We start from the raw sequence: 15,771 nt of genomic DNA on the forward strand, positions 1-15,771 counted from the left end.
ATCTGGCGCTGCTGGCAAAACCACACCACCTACAACCCCCAGCTCCACGGAGGCGCCATGCAAATCGCGCCCTGAGGTTGACCTAGGGAATCTCATCGGCCCGCCGTTCTGGGCAGCACCACGTCAACAGTCCAGCCCCGCTCCGACGAAGGCCCGGCGGCGAACGAGCCGCCGAGAAGCATCGCGCGCTCGGTCATCCCTACCAACCCATAACCGAGTGAGGTCCCGGGCGCCGAAGCACCTTCTCCGTCGTCGCGAATCGTGAGCCGTACGGCGTCACCGTCCACCGCCACCCGTACATCGATGCGAGTCGCCTGACGCGCATGCCGCACGGCGTTCGTGATCGACTCCTGAGCGATGCGATAGATCGCCGCATCCACCGCTGGTCCGAGGTCCTCGACATCACCCGACACCTCGACCTGAACCCGCTCCCCCACGCTGCGCGCGAGCCGCTCCAGATCAGCAACTCCCGGGTTCGGCGTGAGCGCCGCCGTCCCTTCATCACGCAGTACGCCGACCATCCGCCGCATCTCCGCGAGAGTCCGTGTGCCCTCCGCTTCGATCACTGCGAGCGCGTCCACAGCAGCCTCAGGACGGGAGGCGGCAACGGCCCGGCCGGCCTGCGCCCGAATGACGATCGCCGACACATGGTGAGCCACCGTGTCGTGCAACTCGCGAGCCAACTGCTCGCGCTCGCGTAGCCGTACCTGATCGAGTTCGCGGAGCCGGGAAGTCGACCGATAACGGACCGCGGCCCCGAGCGTTGCCGGGAAGAACAAGAACATGGTGCCGAAGACGGCTTCGACGTACCCGGTGAAGTCGCTGATGTTCGCCAGCGCCGCCGCGACCAGCATGATCACCAGCCCGATGCCGATCTCGCGCCCGGATCCCCAGCGGACGAGTGCGTAGGGCAGCAGGATCACGCAGATCATCGTGTACAGGCCGAAGGGCGCGCGACCGCTGATCATGGCGACGATGTCGATCAAGATCACGGCACCGAACACTGCGGCCACCACGGCGAGAGGCTGGGTACGTCGCCACAGGAGCGCCCAGACGACGGCCACGGCCACCACGGTCGCGAGGGGCCTCCAGACCACGTCCTCGCGGACCACGCCTTCGATGACCGCCGACGTCAGCAAGCCGGCCACGAGCACCCAGTCGCGCCATACCCGCTGCGGCGGATACGGCGCTCGTGGCTCGGCCAGCAGCGAGCGGACGGCGTTTCTCAACATGCCCACAGCGTAGGGACTTCGGGCGCCCAGCGGATCGGCTCAAAGTACGGCTCACAGCTCGGCTCATCGGCCGAGGAAAGTCCGCCCCATCGCCCGAGGTGTGGTCCGGTTCGTCGCCGAGACGATGAACCGCGAACCCTCGCCGAAGGAGCTGAACCATGAGGTCGAATCTCTACAGACTTGGTCGGTACGCCGCACGCCGGCCATGGATTGTCATCGGGGCGTGGCTGGTGGTGGCGGCGCTCGTCGTCGCGGCATCCGGCGCCTTCGGGAAGAAACTCGAGGAGTCGTTCGGGGCACCGGGCGTCGACTCGCAGTCCGCGACCGATCTGCTGTCGGCCGCCGGAGCGGATCAAGCCGGCCTGACCGCGCAGGTGGTCGTCACCCCGCGCGATCCGTCGGCAACCCTCACCTCGCCCGAACTGCAGGCTGCTCTGGCGCAGGTCCGGTCGACCGCGGCCGGGCTTCCTCAGGTGCTTCGTGTGGGGGATCCTGTCATCTCACCCGACGGCCGAGTCGGCCTGATCCGGCTGCAATACCCGGTGCTGGACGAGCTGGAGCCGAGCGATCTGGACAATCTCAAGTCATTGGCAGCCGCTGGTTCGCCGCTGCGGATCGAGCTGGGTGGCGACCTGTTCTACGCCTTCGAAGAGGGCCAGGCTGGTTTCGGCGAGGCGTTGGGTCTGATCGCCGCGATCGTCATCCTGCTGCTCGCCTTCGGTTCGATCATCGCGATGGGCCTGCCGATCGGGATGGCTCTGTTCGGCCTTGCGTTAGGGATCAGTTCGCTGTCCCTGGTCACGTACCTCATCGAGCTGCCCAGCTGGGCGCCTGTGCTCGGCAGCATGATCGGCCTCGGGGTGGGGATCGACTACGCCCTGATCATCGTCACGCGGCACCGCGAGTCCCTCGCCCGCGGGATGAGCGTCGAGGAGTCTGTCGGGCGCGCTGTCAGCACCGCGGGTCAGGCTGTGCTGTTCGCCGGCGGCACGGTGGTGGTCGCGATCCTCGGGCTGGTCGTGGCCGGCGTACCGTTCATGACCGCTGGTGGCGTTGCGATCTCGCTCATCGTCCTGATCATGGTGCTCGCGTCGCTCACCCTGCTGCCGGCCTTCCTCGGCCTTGCCGGGCACCGGATCAACCGCCTCCGGGTACGACGCGTGCGGTCCTCCCCCGGTCCGGGTTGGCAGCGCTGGGCGGGACATGTGTCGCGGCATGCCGCCGCGTATGCAATCAGCGCGACCGTTCTGCTGCTTGCACTCGCGGCACCGGTCCTCGCGCTGCAGGTCGGCACACCGGATGACGGTGCGCTTCCCGTGCAGCGAACAGAGCGCCGGGCTTACGACCTCGTCGCCGCGGGATTCGGGGCCGGGAGCAACGGTCCGCTGGTCGTCGCCGTCGACATCTCGAAGGATCCGACCGTCGTGCAGCCGTTGCTCAAGGCCGTCAAGGCCGACCCGGGGATCGCCTCGGTCGCACCTCCCGAGGTCAACAGCGCGGCCGGCGTCGCGACGCTGATCGCCGTACCGACGACCGGTCCGCAGGACGATGCCACGATGACCACAGTGAAGCGGCTCCGCACGGAGGTCTTCCCTGCGGTACTGCGGGAGAGCCCGGCGAAGGCGCATGTGGGTGGTCAGACGGCGACGCTCGCGGATGTCGGTGCCAGGGTCAACGATCGGCTGGGGCTGTTCATCGGGGCGGTGATCCTGCTGTCCGTCGTACTGCTGACCTTCGTCTTCCGCTCGATCGTCGTACCGGTGAAGGCCGCGCTGATGAACCTGCTGAGCATCGGTGCGTCGTTCGGCGTGATGGTGATGGTGTTCCAGTGGGGCTGGGCGGCCGACCTGATCGGGTTGGAGTCGACCATTCCGATCATCCCCTTCATCCCGATGTTCATGTTCGCCGTGGTATTCGGTCTCTCGATGGATTACGAGGTCTTCCTGCTGACCCGGATCCGGGAGGAGTACGTGCGGACCGGCGACAACCGCGGCGCGACCGTCCAAGGCATCGCGACCACCGGCCGCGTGATCACTTCGGCGGCGCTGATCATGATCTCGGTCTTCGTCAGCTTCGCCCTCACCGACGATCCGACCGCCAAGATGTTCGGCTTGGGTCTGGCGGTGGCCGTACTGATCGACGCCACCGTCGTGCGGCTGGCCCTGGTCCCAGCACTGATGACTCTCCTCGGCGACGCCAACTGGTGGCTTCCGCGGCGCCGGCGGACGCGCACGCGCGATGTCACAGACCGAGTGGCTGTCCTGTCCAAGTGAGCGACCGGTCTGTCCCCTTTCGTCATGGAGGTCGTTCAGGTGCCGCACAGCGCTCCACTCCACGTGCATGGCAGCCACCAGGTCGCCCGGGACCATTGCCTCAGCCCGGCACGCGCCGTCGACCGGCCCACCGGCTCGGCGCGTTACGGGCGGAGTTTCCCGGACTCGAGCCGCTCGGCACCCTTGTCGACGTCGAGTGCCGCGGCGGCGCGGGAGAAGCGCTCGAACCAGGACACGGCCATGACTGTCATACCCTCGGCTCACTGCGGTCTCGTAGGTCCTCGTCCTGCGGGCTGGACGCCGGCGCTATGCCCGCGGCCGCGTACGCCTCCTCGGCGTCGAGGGTCTCCTTGTCCAGCAGCGCCTGGGCCAGCCGGTCGAGGTTGGTCCGGTGGTCGCGCAGGGTGTTGCGGGCTCGTTCGTCGCACTCGTCGAGGCGTACCTCCCGGTCGACCAGCGACCGGGTGTCGGGTGCGGGACTGTTGCCGTCGAGGCCGGGGAACTGCTCCTGGTCCGGACGCGGCAGCACGGTCACCGGTCCGATCGCCTCGGACATGCCCCAGCGGCCGACCATCTGGCGGGCGATCGCGGTGGCCTGTTCGAGGTCGGATTCGGCGCCGGTGCTCACGTCGCCGAACACCAGCTCCTCGGCCGCCCAGCCGCCGAGCGCCCCGATGATGCGCCCGCGCAGGTACGTCGACAGGTACCCTACCGGTCCTCGCTCGGCAACTGGAACGTGACGCCGAGCGCTTTCCCACGCTGCTCAGGCGCGGACATCACACGTACGCCTCGTGGGCGTAGCACCAACGCCAGTTCTCGCCCGGCGCCCCGCCCACCGTCGCCCGACTGGCGTGATGGGCGCATCACCAGAACGAGTAGTGCAACCGGTTCGAGGTGCGCGCCGGGATCTGTGCCACCAGGTCGGTGGCCTGCGTGGAGTACTCCGGCGCGCTCTACAGGTCGTACGTCGTGTCTACCGTCGCGCCGTACTACGAGAAGCCCCGGTCACCGCCGGTCAGCAGGTGCGCGACGGGCCCCACACGACACCGAACACCGCGCCGAGACCACGCCCCAGACCATCAGGCATCCGTGGCTCCGAACAGCACTCGGTCACGCCGCCGAACGCCACAGCGTGATCCCGTTCACCTCGATGCCGTTGCACCGAGCAACGATCTCGTGCGCAGGACGGACGCGAAGAACAGGACGGCGGCAACGATCGCGGCAATCAGGTACGCCGTGGCACTGCGGCCGGGGAAGACCGCGGGCAGACGGCCAGTGGCGACGCCCGGCCACGAGGATGACGAGGATGGCGAACACGCTGAGATCGAGGCAGACGGGGATGCCGGCGATCCGGCCGAGCCGGACGGACGCGTGCATGACTAGGCCTGTTCGGCGGCGAACATCCACCTGTGCTTCTCGAGGCGGGCAGTGATTCCGACGACGAGGCCCTGGCTGACCAGGTCCTCCGCGCCGAGGCGCTCGATCCAGGCCCGGTTGCTCGACGACCCCGGTAAGCCGCTCGACCATCAGCGGCGCCACCTGCGTGCTCTCGACGAAGCCGCTGGGAAAGCTGCCGAAGGGTGTCGTCTTCGCCACGGTCTCCACACGGGCGTCCGCGGCGACGCCGATCGTCGCGAGCACCTCCGGCTGCGTCATCCCGCGACCGCGTAGGCACTGGATCAGTTCTCTCGACGACCAATACGACGTCCGTCGGCCGCGCCAGCATGCTCAGCCCGCGCGTGGCACCGGCGGCAGCGGGAAGCGCAGCGACGCGGCGACCATGTGCTGCTTCAATGTCGTGTCCGCCAGAACATGCTCGATCGAACCGCCGGTCGCCATGACCGCCTCCACCAGCTCGTCGATCACGTCGGGTGTTCGTCGCGTCCGCGCGCCGCACAGCGGGCAGGCCTCCCCCACAGTCGCCAGCCACCCGGACTCGTCGCAGACCACTCCCGGCGCGGTGGCGCCGTCCTGCACCAGCAGAAGCTGGATGGCGGCCGTGGAGCCGGCCCAGAGGCATTGGTCCAGACCGGCCGCGGCCGCGTCCCCGACCGCCACCCGCTCCATCACTTCGGCGACCAACCGCCGCTCCTCCTCACGTTCGTAGCGATCGACGATGCCCTCGGCGGTCCGCCGGATCTCAGCCTCCCTGCCGGTCGCCTCGTCGATGTCGAACGTCCCGGCGACCTTCGGCCGGATGGCCTTCGGGAGGAACTTGAGGAAACCTGGCACGTCCTCCTGATGCCCCCCGACGATCAGGAGTTCGTACCCCTCCACGCGGAACAGGTCGTCCAGCACGGTTGCGACCTGGTGGAAATGACGTCGGGTCAACGTGTCCGCCTTGTTCCGCACCCGGTGCTCGACCAGCCCGTGCCAGCCCGCGAAGTCCGGTTTGCGCAACGTGCGCGCACGAACGCTCCCGACCGGATGCATCTCGCCGAGGTGGAGCTCCCAGAGTTGTGCCGTTGCCCGGTCGACGGCGGCGACGCAGGCCCTGTGGTACTCGTCGAGCACGGCCACCATCGGCCTTACCCACGGCGTCACGTCGACGACGACACGATCCCTGACCGTCCGGGGCAACCGGAGCTCCTCGAACAACCCCGCGGCACTGCAGGCGAACGTCACCAGGGTGCCTGGACCCACGAGGTCCGCCCGTACCGGGTCTTCGATCCGGTTGATGTCGTTCCGCAACGACAGCCGCGCCTCGTGTCCGAGCGAACGGTCCTCGGTGAGCGGGCGGATGTCGTGCATCAGTGAGGACAGACGTGTCCGGACGGCACTACGGGACCCAGTGCCCTCGTCCACGCCGACGTAGACCGACAGCACCGGTATGCCGCCCGAGTTGAAGCGCAGAATCCGGTCGATCGTTTCGGCTGTGATCATCGACTCCACCCCAAGACCGAGCCTGCCGCGGTTTCGGCAGTGCGGCAATCCTCGCTCGCGACCGCACGAGCGAGGATCCCCCAAACACGTAGTTCGCGGCTCGATCATTCGCCGGTCGATGGTTCATACGTGAGGACGACGCAGGTCAGCTCCCCCCAGGATCCGATGTCGAGCCCGCGAAAGGCATGCCGCAGATGCGACTCGACCGTGTGCGGAGACAGCGAGAGCTCGCGGGCGATGGCGCGGTTGGTGAGTCCGTCCGCGGCCCGTCGCGCGACGCGGAGCTCCCCCTGTCAGCCAGCCGAACGCGGGCGCGCCGCTGTGCCGGCGATCGTTCCTCCCCTCGGCGGCCAGCCGGCGCCGCCAGGATCAAGCTCGCCTTGATCGGAGACCCGCGCAACGACGTCCACCTGTTTCGCTGACGCTGCACGTTGCCCTGCTACATGCGCACAATCGGATTGTTGACAAACTCCAGGCGGACGTAGCCGAGGGTGATGTCAGCGGCGAGGCGATCGCCAAGCTCATCGGCGCAGAGCCCCTGACGACCGACGAACTGTTGCAGAACTGGCTGCACGGTACGCCGCTGTGGTTCTACATCCTCAAGGAGTCCGAGCACCGCGGCGACGGCGACCGGCTCGGCGCGGTCGGCGGCCAGATCGTCGCGGAGGTCCTGATCGGTCTCCTCCGCGCCGACCCAGCCAGCTACCTGAGCCTCGAACCAATCTGGGAGCCGTCCCTGCCTTCCGCCGGACCAGCCTTCGGCCTGGCAGACCTGCTCACACTCAGGCCGTGATCATCCGCGGAGGGCTGGCTCAGGAACGGTCGTAGTGGCTTGGTGGGAACGGGTGCTTCTCCGTCAGCGGGTAGACCTCGCCCTCGGACTCTTCCCGGCGGAACTCCGCCTCGGCCTCCTGGTACTCCTCCGACTCGGTGAGGTCGGTCGGCACCGGCTCGTCGGTTGCCGGCGGTACGTCGTCCGGGTCGTAGTCGTCGATGCCGGCCTCGACCCGCTCCTGCTCGGTCCGGCGGGCCAGCTCGTCGTCATCGGGGCGCAGCGACGAAGCCCCACCATGCTCCCGCCGATCGCGCCGAGCATCCTCAGACGTCTCGAACGGTTCATCCGTCATGATTCCTCCTCAAGCGCAGCTGGCGGTCAGGCGGCCGTCAGGAATCACAGTAGTCACGCCTCGCTCGGCACCGGAGCGACCTCGAAGTGGGTGACTGTGTCCTCCCGGTCCAGGAGGTAGTCGTCGTCCTCGGGGTAGTACTTGGCGTGGCTGATGTCGTCGCCGGCGAAAGCGCGGATGTGGTCGAGGTCGGACCACCAGCTCAGCGTGATGATCTCGGTCCGGCCGTCGCCGAGATCGCGGGTGAGCAGCTGCGCGCCCTGGTTCCCCGGCGTACGCCGATAGCCGGACATCCCGGTCCGCTCAACGATGTCGACGTACTCGGCCGCCTTCTCGGTGGGCACCCAGCCCCGCCACATGCGCGCGATCATGCGATCACCGTACGCCGGACAGCGGGGCGCGGACCGGCTCGGGCCGGATAGGGTTTCGTCAGCCGCGACTTGGGGGGAGGCCCATGCTCGACCGGTCCGAGTCTGCGCTGAGCATCGTCGTCCAGTCGCGTTTCTACCGTTCGGCGTTCCTGTCGTTGCTGATCGCCGGGATCGGGGTGTCGGCCGCGACTCCGCAGCTGACCCTGTTCCTCGTCCGCGACCTGGGCGCTCCCCTGCCCGTGGCCGGCCTGTACTACGTCACGAACCTGGCCGCCCCGGTCGCGGGCTACATGGTGGGTCGGTTGTCGGATCGAAGCCATGATCGACTGCTCTGGTTCCGCATCTGCGCGCTGATCGGGACTGCCGCCTGGCTCGCGATGGCGTCCGCGAACACTGTGTGGCTCCCGTTTGTGATCAGTGCCATCGCGCTGAGTGTCGCCGGCGGATCCATGGCGCAGCTGTTCGCGGCGTGTCGAGACGAACTGAGCCGGCACCCGACGAAGGCCGAGAACAGGGTCGTGGCGACGGTCCGGATGGCGTTCACGACCGGCTGGATCCTGGGGCCGGTCTTCGGCAGCTGGTTCGGCGGTGTGTTCGGACTTCGAGCGCTCTTGGTGGCGACGGCGGTCTGCACCTTCGCGCAACTGATCCCGCTCGGGCGCCAACGCGTGGAGCGCTATCACAACCTGTCGATGCCGCCGCGACCCACGAGCCGGCGGCAGATCGACCACCTGATGCCGTTGCTGATCTTCACCGCTGTCTGCGTACTGGCGATGACCGGTGACACGATCAAGTTCGGCTACCTGCCCATCTACATGGCCGAACAGCTCCATGTCTCCGACTCGGTGCGCGGCGCGGTGATCGGCGTACAGCCCCTGCTCGAATTGCTCCTACTGCCCGTGGTCGCCCGGCTGGCCGACCGCTTCGGGCCGATGCTGGTCATGACCGGAGGCGCCGCGATGGGCCTGGCCGGGAACATTGCCTACGCGACCAGCACCTCAGTCGGAGGACTGTTCCTCGGGCAAGCGCTGACGGCCGGTCTCTGGGCGTGCGTCGGCGCGCTCGGAGTGTCGATCGCACAGCAGCTCTACCCCGAAGGCGTCGGTACGGCGTCCGGCATCTTCCTCAGCGCGATCCCGCTCGGCTCCGCGGTCGGAGGCACGATCGGCGGCATCGGCGTGGCAGCCATCGGTCTCCCCCACGTGTTCTTCGTGCCGGCCGTGCTGACGACGTTCGCCATGGTCGGGTTCGGCGTACTCACTGCGCGCAACCACCTGCGCAGGATCCCGTGATCTCCCGGCGCCTGTACTTTGTCGATGCGATGTGTCGACCCCGGGGACTCGTGTTCGACGCATGGACGACAGCACGTCACATCACCCCAAGGAGGAACTGATGCGCACCCTGATCGCCACCGCGTTCGTCTCACTCGACGGCGTCGTCGAGGCACCCGGCGGGGAGCCCGGCTACCGCAACTCCGGCTGGACGTTCAAGGACGTCGCGTTCGACGAGGCGGCGTACGAGATCAAAGGCCGCGAACAGGAGCAGGCCGCGGCCATGATGATGGGCCGGGTCAGCTACGAGGTTTTCTCGCCCGTCTGGCCGGACATGCTCGAGGACTTCCCGCGCTACAAGGTCCTGCCGAAGTACGTCGTGTCGACAACCCTGCAGGACAAGGACCTGGTCACCAACTGGGGTGACATCACCATCCTGCGCTCGCTCGACGACGTCGCCGCCCTCAAGGAGACCGACGGCGGCCCGATCATCATCCACGGCAGCGCCACCCTGGACCGCAACCTCTCCGACGCCGGCCTGATCGACCGCTACCACCTGCTGGTGTTCCCCGTCCTCCTGGGCGCCGGCAAACGCCTCTTCAGCGAAACCGACAAAGACAAGCAAATGCTCACCCTCGCCGAAAGCCAGTCCTACCCCAACGGCCTCCAAAAACTCGTCTACGACGTAACCCACTAACCACCCGATCCGAGACGCCGGACGGACACCCCACCGGTGCCCGTCCGGCGTCTCGCGCCCGGCTGGAGGTTGACGTTGGACCGACTGGTTGCGCATGGCACCGGTAGCCAGCTCCGGCGCTCCGCGGCACAACGGATACACACCCGCACAGCAGGTGATCGTCTCCGGATCACCCACGACTCCCCCGGGTACAAACCGGGTCCACACCCCGTGGCGCAGGGGGCGACTCCGCATCACCCCCACGACTCCCCGGACACACCGGATCCACACCGGATCCGCACCGGCCCGCGTCCACCTCGTGGTCACAAGCGGGGCGACGCAGGAGCCCCGCGTAAGCGAGGAAGGGGCGGGTGGGAGCCGGGGCGAGCACGCGACGGCAGCAGCGCGTAGTCGCGCGGCGGGGCTTCTAACAACACCCTCACACCACAGGTGATCGGGGCGGTTGGGATGTGGTTGGGGCGCGGGTATCGTTAGTTTAGCTAACGATATTGTTTGGGGTGTACACGTGAGTTCTGCACCGGTCGGTACGTCGTCCCGGTTCACTGTTGATGCCGATCATCCTCGTTACAAATGGATCGCGCTCTCCAACACCACGGTGGGCATGCTGATGGCAACCATCAACTCCTCCATCGTGATCATCTCGATGCCGGACATCTTCCGCGGCATCAAGCTCGATCCGCTCCAGCCGGGCAACGTGAGTTACCTGTTGTGGATGCTGATGGGCTTCCTGCTCGTCACCGCGGTCCTGGTGGTTTCCCTCGGCCGGCTCGGTGACATCTACGGCCGGGTGAAGATCTACAACCTCGGTTTCGCAGTGTTCACGGCCGGGTCGATCGCGCTGGTGTTCGATCCGTTCACCCAGGGTTCCGGCGCACTCTGGCTGATCCTGTGGCGCCTGGTTCAAGGCGTCGGAGCGGCCATGCTGTTCGCGAACTCGACCGCGATCCTCACCGACGCGTTCCCGTCCGATCGGCGAGGTTTCGCCCTGGGCATCAACCAGGTCGCCGCCATCGGCGGATCGTTCGTGGGCCTGGTCATCGGCGGCCTGCTCGCACCAGTGGACTGGCGACTAGTCTTCCTCATCTCCGTACCGTTCGGCCTGATCGGCACGGTCTGGTCGTACAAGAGCCTGCGCGAGACCAGCGTCCGCACGCGGGCGCGCGTCGACTGGGTCGGCAACGCACTGTTCGCCGTCGGCCTCACCGCGATCCTGGCGGGCATCACCTACGGCATCCAGCCGTACGGCGGCCACGACATGGGCTGGACGAATCCGTGGGTACTGACCGGACTGATCGGCGGGGCCGCCCTGCTGGCCGTCTTCTGCGTGGTCGAGGCACGGGTCGAGGCCCCCATGTTCAACTTGTCGCTGTTTCGCATCAGAGCGTTCACGGCAGGCAACCTGGCCGGTCTGCTGGCCTCGGTGAGCCGAGGCGGACTGCAGTTCATGCTGATCATCTGGCTGCAAGGAATCTGGCTGCCGCTGCACGGCTACAGCTTCGCCAGTACGCCGCTGTGGGCCGGCATCTACCTGCTGCCACTGACCGTCGCATTCCTGATCGCAGGACCGTTGTCCGGCTTCCTCTCCGACCGGTACGGCGCCCGCGCCTTCGCAACCGGCGGCCTCCTGCTGGCGGCGCTCAGCTTCCTCGGTCTGATGATGCTGCCCACCAACTTCAACTACTGGGCTTTCGGCGGCCTCCTGGTGCTGAACGGAATCGGGTCCGGACTGTTCTCCGCGCCGAACACCACCGCGATCATGAACAGCGTTCCGGCCAACCGGCGCGGCGTCGCGTCCGGTATGCGCGGTACATTCTTCAACTCCGGTACGTCGCTGTCCATCGGCATCTTCTTCAGCCTGATGATCGTCGGCCTCGCGCAAACGTTGCCGGCAGCACTGACCTCCGGACTGGAAGCGCACGGGGTCTCCGCAACCGTTGCTACCGGCATCGGACAACAACCGCCCGTCGGCAGCTTGTTCGCCGCCTTCCTCGGCGCCAACCCGATCGGGACGCTCCTCGGCGGCCTGCCGGCCTCGGCCGTCCAAGGCGCCGACCTGAACACCCTGACCAGCAAGCAGTTCTTCCCACAACTCATCGCCACCCCGTTCCATCACGGCCTGGTGATCGTGTTCAGCGCAGCCATCGCAATGTCCCTCATCGCCGCCGTCGCCTCGCTCTTCCGCGGCACCCGCTACGTCCACACCGACTGATCCTCAAGGGAGCAAGCAAATGAAGAAGCCACTGATGGTCGTACTGGGTGTTGTGGTGGCGCTCCTTGGCCTCCTCTTCACCCTGCAAGGCGCCGATGTGATCGGCGGCAGTGCGATGAGCGGCACCACGTTCTGGACCGTCGCGGGCCCCATCATCATCGTGATCGGCCTGGTCGTCGCCGCCGTCGGAGTCAGGGGCCGGACCCGGTGATGTTCAGGCACAACCGGCGTACGGATCCGGAGGACGACGACCTCCGGGGTACGCCGATCGGCCGCCGAACGATCCTGGGGCTGGCCGCGCTCGCCGGCGCCGGGGTCGTGACCGGCAAGGCGATTCAGGATGGAGCGGCCAAGGTTCTGGCGCCGATCGAGCTTCATGATCCGACCGGCCTGATCTCCCTGATTCCGGTGGGCGACTCCTTCCGGTTCTACTCGGTCACCGGAGGTGTGCCGACCAAGAACGCCCAGACCTACCGTCTCGCCGTCGACGGCATGGTGGCCAATACCGCGTCGTACTCGCTCGCCGATCTTCAGGCGATGCCGCAAACCAGCCTGACGCGGGACTTCCACTGCGTGACGGGTTGGCAAGTACAGCAGGTCCACTGGTCGGGCGTCCGGCTGTCGACCCTGCTCGATCGCGCGCAACCGGCTCCCGGTGCGACCGCCGTACGATTCCGTTCTTTCGACGGCACGTACACCGAGAGCCTGACCCTCGAACAGGCCCGGTTGGATGACGTCATCGTCGCCCTGCAGATGCTCGGTGGGCCGATCACCCACAATCACGGCGGTCCGGTCCGGATGTACGTCGCTCCGATGTACGGCTACAAGAGCACGAAGTGGCTGTCCGGTATCGAACTGACCTCCGCCGTCGAGACGGGCTACTGGGAACACCGTGGCTATCCGGTCGACGGCTTCATCGACCCCACGCAAGGCAAAGACTCATGAACGGAACGGTTCGCCGGTTCGGAAAGGCCACCCGGGCGGTTCACTGGACCGCAGCGTCGCTGATGATCATCTGCATCCTCACCGCCGCGATCCTGTACAACGGGTCGCTCGGAGTGGCGATCGGACACCGCCACATCGTCGAACTGATCCACGTGTACGCCGGATTCGCCCTCCCGGTGCCGATCCTGCTCGGCACAATCTCGGCGGCGTACCGGCTGGATCTGCGACGCCTCAATCGCTTCACGCCGAAGGACTGGAAATGGCTGCGGTCACGCAGCCGGCGCGATGGTTCGATCAAGGTCGGCAAGTTCAACGCCGGACAGAAGCTGAATGCCGCGTTGACCGCCGGCGCGATCGTCGCGCTGCTCGGTACCGGAATCACCATGTTCTTTCCGGGCCTGACGCGATTGGCCTGGCGCACCGGAGCCACTTTCGTGCACGACTGGTTCGCGCTGGCGGTCGGGTTGCTTGTGGTCGGTCACATCTTCTATGCAGTCAAGGATTCCGAGGCGCGCCGCGGAATGCGCACCGGAAAGGTCTCGACGTCGTGGGCCCGTGCGGAACACGCGGCCTGGGCCGACGAGGTACTTCGCCGCCAAGAAGACGACGAATAGGCGCTCATTGCGCCACCTGGGTCTCTGCGCCGATCAAGGTGCGGAGTGCGCGCAGGGCGTAGTACGACCTCGACTTCACGGTGCCGGGAGGTACGCCGAGTTCGCGGGCGGCCTCGGTGACGGATCGGCCGCGGTAGTACAACTCCACCACGACGTCGCGATGTGCGGCGGACACTTGGCGGAGGGCGTCGCCGAGCACCATGGTGTTCACCACGGAGTCGGAGTGATCTCCATGGACGCGGCTGTGCTCACCGATGTCCCCCAGCTCCAGGGGACGGTGGGCTCGAGCGCGGGCCCGGTCGGCGACGAGGTTCCGCGCGACCGTCAACAGCCAGCCGAGCACCGAGCCCTTCTCTTCGACCAGATCGTCGGCATGCTTCCAGGCCCGGACCAGCGTCTCCTGGACGATGTCCTCGGCCCCAGTACGGTCGCCGGTGAGCCGGGTGACGAACAGCAGAACGCTCCGCCCGTACTCGGCGTACAAGCCGTTGACCAGTACGTCGGCCCGACAGCGGTCCGCCTCACCATCAGAGCGCATCCCGGCGAGTCCTCAGAACCGGCTGTCCGGCGCCATCAGCGCAACCGCGGTCGGCAACACGAGGCCGGCCGCGACGAGCGCGAACAGGAGCAGGCGCAGCTGGTCCGTGTCCCGTTCGTCGTACATCTGCCGCGCCGGATGAGGTACGTCGAGCGCGCGGGCTGCCTGGTCGGCGCGCAAGTGGATCACCGATTCCAGCTCCGACATCCGGCGGAGCCGCAGGACGCGGTCGTCCGACCGTGCATACCTGTCGTGCCGCTGCAGCAACTGCCGAAGGCTGACCGCGATCTCCTCGATCGGCGGCCCGATCGGTTCCAAGGCGCCGTCCAGGGAGTTGACGAGCCGCCGGGACCTGGCCCGACGTACGAGGAAATAGGTCACGCCCGCCAGCAGCAGCGCGAGTGACACTCCGCAGAGAACGATGACGATCATGTGCCCGGAATCCCTTGATGTGAGGCGATCTGGGTCCCCCAGGCTGGTGTTGCCTGCTTCACCGGGTACTGCGCGCGATGCGCCGGTGCTCGGCAAGCTTCGAGGCGTTGCATCCGTTGGCCTCGGCAATGATGTAGTGCACCACGCTCATCACGATCGCGTCGGTCTGAGTGGGTTCGATCCGGTCCGAGTCGCAGACCCGGCACCGCATCAGCCACTCGCCGGCCCGCTCGCTGCAGACGACGACCGGGGCGCCGTCAGTTTCCGGGTTGTATTCGACGACCACGTTCACTGTTCGACCTCCTCGTACCGTCGTGCGCGGCACTGTCCGGGGGCAGATCGCCCTCCGGCGAGGGGTGGGACGGGTTAGCCGGGGCCGGCTCCCGTCACACCTCCCGGGACACCTATGGGGACACTCCCAGACTGGGCCGTCCCGCCCTTCCCGGTCGACACGGTCAGCCCCCGTCCCTCCCCCCTGCTAGCAGGAATCCAGCTGGACCCGCCGAGAGCGTGCAGGCACCTCCCGCGGCTGTACGCCGTAGGAGGTGCCTGCGTCGCCGTCCGGTCAGGCGGCAGCCTGTTCGATCGGCTGCCCGTCGACGCTGAGGACGACCTCGATGTTGCCGCGGGTGGCGTTGGAGTACGGGCACCGCTCGTCCGCGCGGAGCATCAGGTCCGCGGCTTCGGCGGCGGAGAGATTTGGTGCGTGCAGGTCCAAGGTGACCTGCAGGCCGAAGCCGCCGTGGCCGGTCGGGCCGATCCCGACCCGGGACCGGATCTGGGAGTCGGCGGCATCAAGCTTGCGACCCTGCGCGACGCCCAGCAGCGCCGACTGGAAGCAGGCCGCGAAGCCGATCGCGAACAGCTGCTCGGGATTCGTGCCGGTACCACCCTGGCCGCCCATGTCGCCGGGGACCGACAGGTCGACGTCCAGGTGACCGTCGGTAGTCCGACCATGCCCGGCCCGGCCGCCCTCCACGGTCGCCTCGGCGGTGTAGAGCACCCTGCTCAACGGTGTGGCTGGCATTCTGCTTCCTTTCTGACGCGCTGACAGACGGTCCCCGGAACGCCGGGGGCTCACCTCCGACGATTGCGCACGAGAACGCCGGTGTCGCTGCGGCCAGCCTCCGACCTCGCGTGCAGCCAGCCGGACGTCAGTCCTTCCCGTTAACAGGTACG

18 protein-coding genes and 1 pseudogene are annotated in these 15,771 nt (G+C 67.4%); 8 read left to right on the forward strand and 11 right to left on the reverse strand.

Annotation, left to right across the window (positions count from 1 at the left end; genetic code table 11):
- Positions 1–92: 92 nt before the first annotated feature.
- On the reverse strand, positions 93–1,232 hold the full coding sequence (locus E0H73_RS39235; RefSeq protein ID WP_131365295.1) for a sensor histidine kinase: 1,140 nt from the start codon (positions 1,230–1,232) through the stop codon (positions 93–95).
- A gap of 158 nt (positions 1,233–1,390) precedes the next feature.
- Here E0H73_RS39235 and E0H73_RS39240 point away from each other — a divergent pair, with 158 nt between their 5' ends.
- On the forward strand, positions 1,391–3,505 hold the full coding sequence (locus E0H73_RS39240) for an MMPL family transporter (protein ID WP_131365297.1): 2,115 nt from the start codon (positions 1,391–1,393) through the stop codon (positions 3,503–3,505).
- 247 nt (positions 3,506–3,752) lie between these two features.
- Here the strand turns inward: E0H73_RS39240 and E0H73_RS39245 are convergent, their stop codons facing one another.
- The 4 genes and pseudogenes from E0H73_RS39245 to E0H73_RS48500 form a co-directional block, all read right to left on the reverse strand.
- Complete coding sequence (locus E0H73_RS39245; protein WP_202867795.1) at positions 3,753–4,208, reverse strand: ATP-dependent metallopeptidase FtsH/Yme1/Tma family protein; 456 nt, start codon at positions 4,206–4,208, stop codon at positions 3,753–3,755.
- Between the two features lie 407 nt (positions 4,209–4,615).
- Positions 4,616–5,161 (reverse strand): hypothetical protein, encoded by a 546-nt coding sequence (locus E0H73_RS39250; RefSeq protein WP_131365299.1) that lies wholly within the window; start codon positions 5,159–5,161, stop codon positions 4,616–4,618.
- Positions 5,162–5,233: 72 nt separating this feature from the next.
- Positions 5,234–6,388, reverse strand: a complete 1,155-nt coding sequence (locus tag E0H73_RS39255) for a baeRF10 domain-containing protein (protein ID WP_131365301.1) — start codon at positions 6,386–6,388, stop codon at positions 5,234–5,236.
- Between the two features lie 104 nt (positions 6,389–6,492).
- Positions 6,493–6,663, reverse strand: a pseudogene (locus E0H73_RS48500) (helix-turn-helix domain-containing protein); the annotation flags it as partial.
- A 281-nt stretch (positions 6,664–6,944) separates the two neighbouring features.
- On the opposite strand from E0H73_RS48500, the gene E0H73_RS39265 reads away from it, so the two are divergent.
- Entirely contained in the window at positions 6,945–7,181 is a 237-nt protein-coding gene (locus tag E0H73_RS39265) for a hypothetical protein (RefSeq protein ID WP_202867787.1), read from the forward strand.
- A 19-nt stretch (positions 7,182–7,200) separates the two neighbouring features.
- On the opposite strand, the gene E0H73_RS39270 is transcribed toward E0H73_RS39265, so the two are convergent.
- Entirely contained in the window at positions 7,201–7,515 is a 315-nt protein-coding gene (locus E0H73_RS39270) for a hypothetical protein (protein ID WP_202867788.1), read from the reverse strand.
- Between the two features lie 53 nt (positions 7,516–7,568).
- The gene (locus tag E0H73_RS39275; RefSeq protein WP_131365303.1) at positions 7,569–7,886 is read right to left on the reverse strand and encodes an antibiotic biosynthesis monooxygenase family protein; all 318 of its coding nucleotides are present in this window, start codon (positions 7,884–7,886) and stop codon (positions 7,569–7,571) included.
- An 83-nt stretch (positions 7,887–7,969) separates the two neighbouring features.
- Here E0H73_RS39275 and E0H73_RS39280 point away from each other — a divergent pair, with 83 nt between their 5' ends.
- The 6 genes from E0H73_RS39280 to E0H73_RS39305 all read left to right on the forward strand — a co-directional run bounded on the left by E0H73_RS39280 (position 7,970) and on the right by E0H73_RS39305 (position 13,622).
- Entirely contained in the window at positions 7,970–9,178 is a 1,209-nt protein-coding gene (locus E0H73_RS39280) for an MFS transporter (protein WP_131365305.1), read from the forward strand.
- 100 nt (positions 9,179–9,278) lie between these two features.
- On the forward strand, positions 9,279–9,854 hold the full coding sequence (locus E0H73_RS39285; protein WP_131365307.1) for a dihydrofolate reductase family protein: 576 nt from the start codon (positions 9,279–9,281) through the stop codon (positions 9,852–9,854).
- 505 nt (positions 9,855–10,359) lie between these two features.
- Entirely contained in the window at positions 10,360–12,063 is a 1,704-nt protein-coding gene (locus E0H73_RS39290) for an MFS transporter (protein ID WP_238164565.1), read from the forward strand.
- A 19-nt stretch (positions 12,064–12,082) separates the two neighbouring features.
- Positions 12,083–12,274 carry a hypothetical protein gene (locus E0H73_RS39295; RefSeq protein WP_131365309.1) on the forward strand — a complete coding sequence of 64 codons (192 nt, stop codon included), beginning with the start codon at positions 12,083–12,085 and terminating at the stop codon, positions 12,272–12,274.
- Entirely contained in the window at positions 12,274–13,008 is a 735-nt protein-coding gene (locus E0H73_RS39300) for a molybdopterin-dependent oxidoreductase (RefSeq protein ID WP_131365311.1), read from the forward strand. The genes E0H73_RS39295 and E0H73_RS39300 overlap by 1 nt, the downstream gene beginning before the upstream one ends.
- Positions 13,005–13,622, forward strand: coding sequence for a cytochrome b/b6 domain-containing protein (locus E0H73_RS39305; protein WP_131365313.1), 618 nt, complete (start codon positions 13,005–13,007; stop codon positions 13,620–13,622). The genes E0H73_RS39300 and E0H73_RS39305 overlap by 4 nt, the downstream gene beginning before the upstream one ends.
- 4 nt (positions 13,623–13,626) lie before the next feature.
- Here the strand turns inward: E0H73_RS39305 and E0H73_RS39310 are convergent, their stop codons facing one another.
- From E0H73_RS39310 to E0H73_RS39325, 4 genes are all read right to left on the reverse strand, one after another.
- The gene (locus E0H73_RS39310; RefSeq protein ID WP_131365315.1) at positions 13,627–14,160 is read right to left on the reverse strand and encodes a sigma-70 family RNA polymerase sigma factor; all 534 of its coding nucleotides are present in this window, start codon (positions 14,158–14,160) and stop codon (positions 13,627–13,629) included.
- A gap of 12 nt (positions 14,161–14,172) precedes the next feature.
- Positions 14,173–14,592, reverse strand: coding sequence for a hypothetical protein (locus E0H73_RS39315; protein ID WP_131365317.1), 420 nt, complete (start codon positions 14,590–14,592; stop codon positions 14,173–14,175).
- A gap of 58 nt (positions 14,593–14,650) precedes the next feature.
- Positions 14,651–14,884 carry a hypothetical protein gene (locus E0H73_RS39320; protein ID WP_131365319.1) on the reverse strand — a complete coding sequence of 78 codons (234 nt, stop codon included), beginning with the start codon at positions 14,882–14,884 and terminating at the stop codon, positions 14,651–14,653.
- A 273-nt stretch (positions 14,885–15,157) separates the two neighbouring features.
- Positions 15,158–15,619, reverse strand: coding sequence for an Ohr family peroxiredoxin (locus tag E0H73_RS39325; RefSeq protein WP_131365321.1), 462 nt, complete (start codon positions 15,617–15,619; stop codon positions 15,158–15,160).
- Positions 15,620–15,771: the final 152 nt, after the last annotated feature.

It is taken from the genome of Kribbella pittospori, from assembly GCF_004331465.1.
GTDB lineage: Bacteria > Actinomycetota > Actinomycetes > Propionibacteriales > Kribbellaceae > Kribbella > Kribbella pittospori.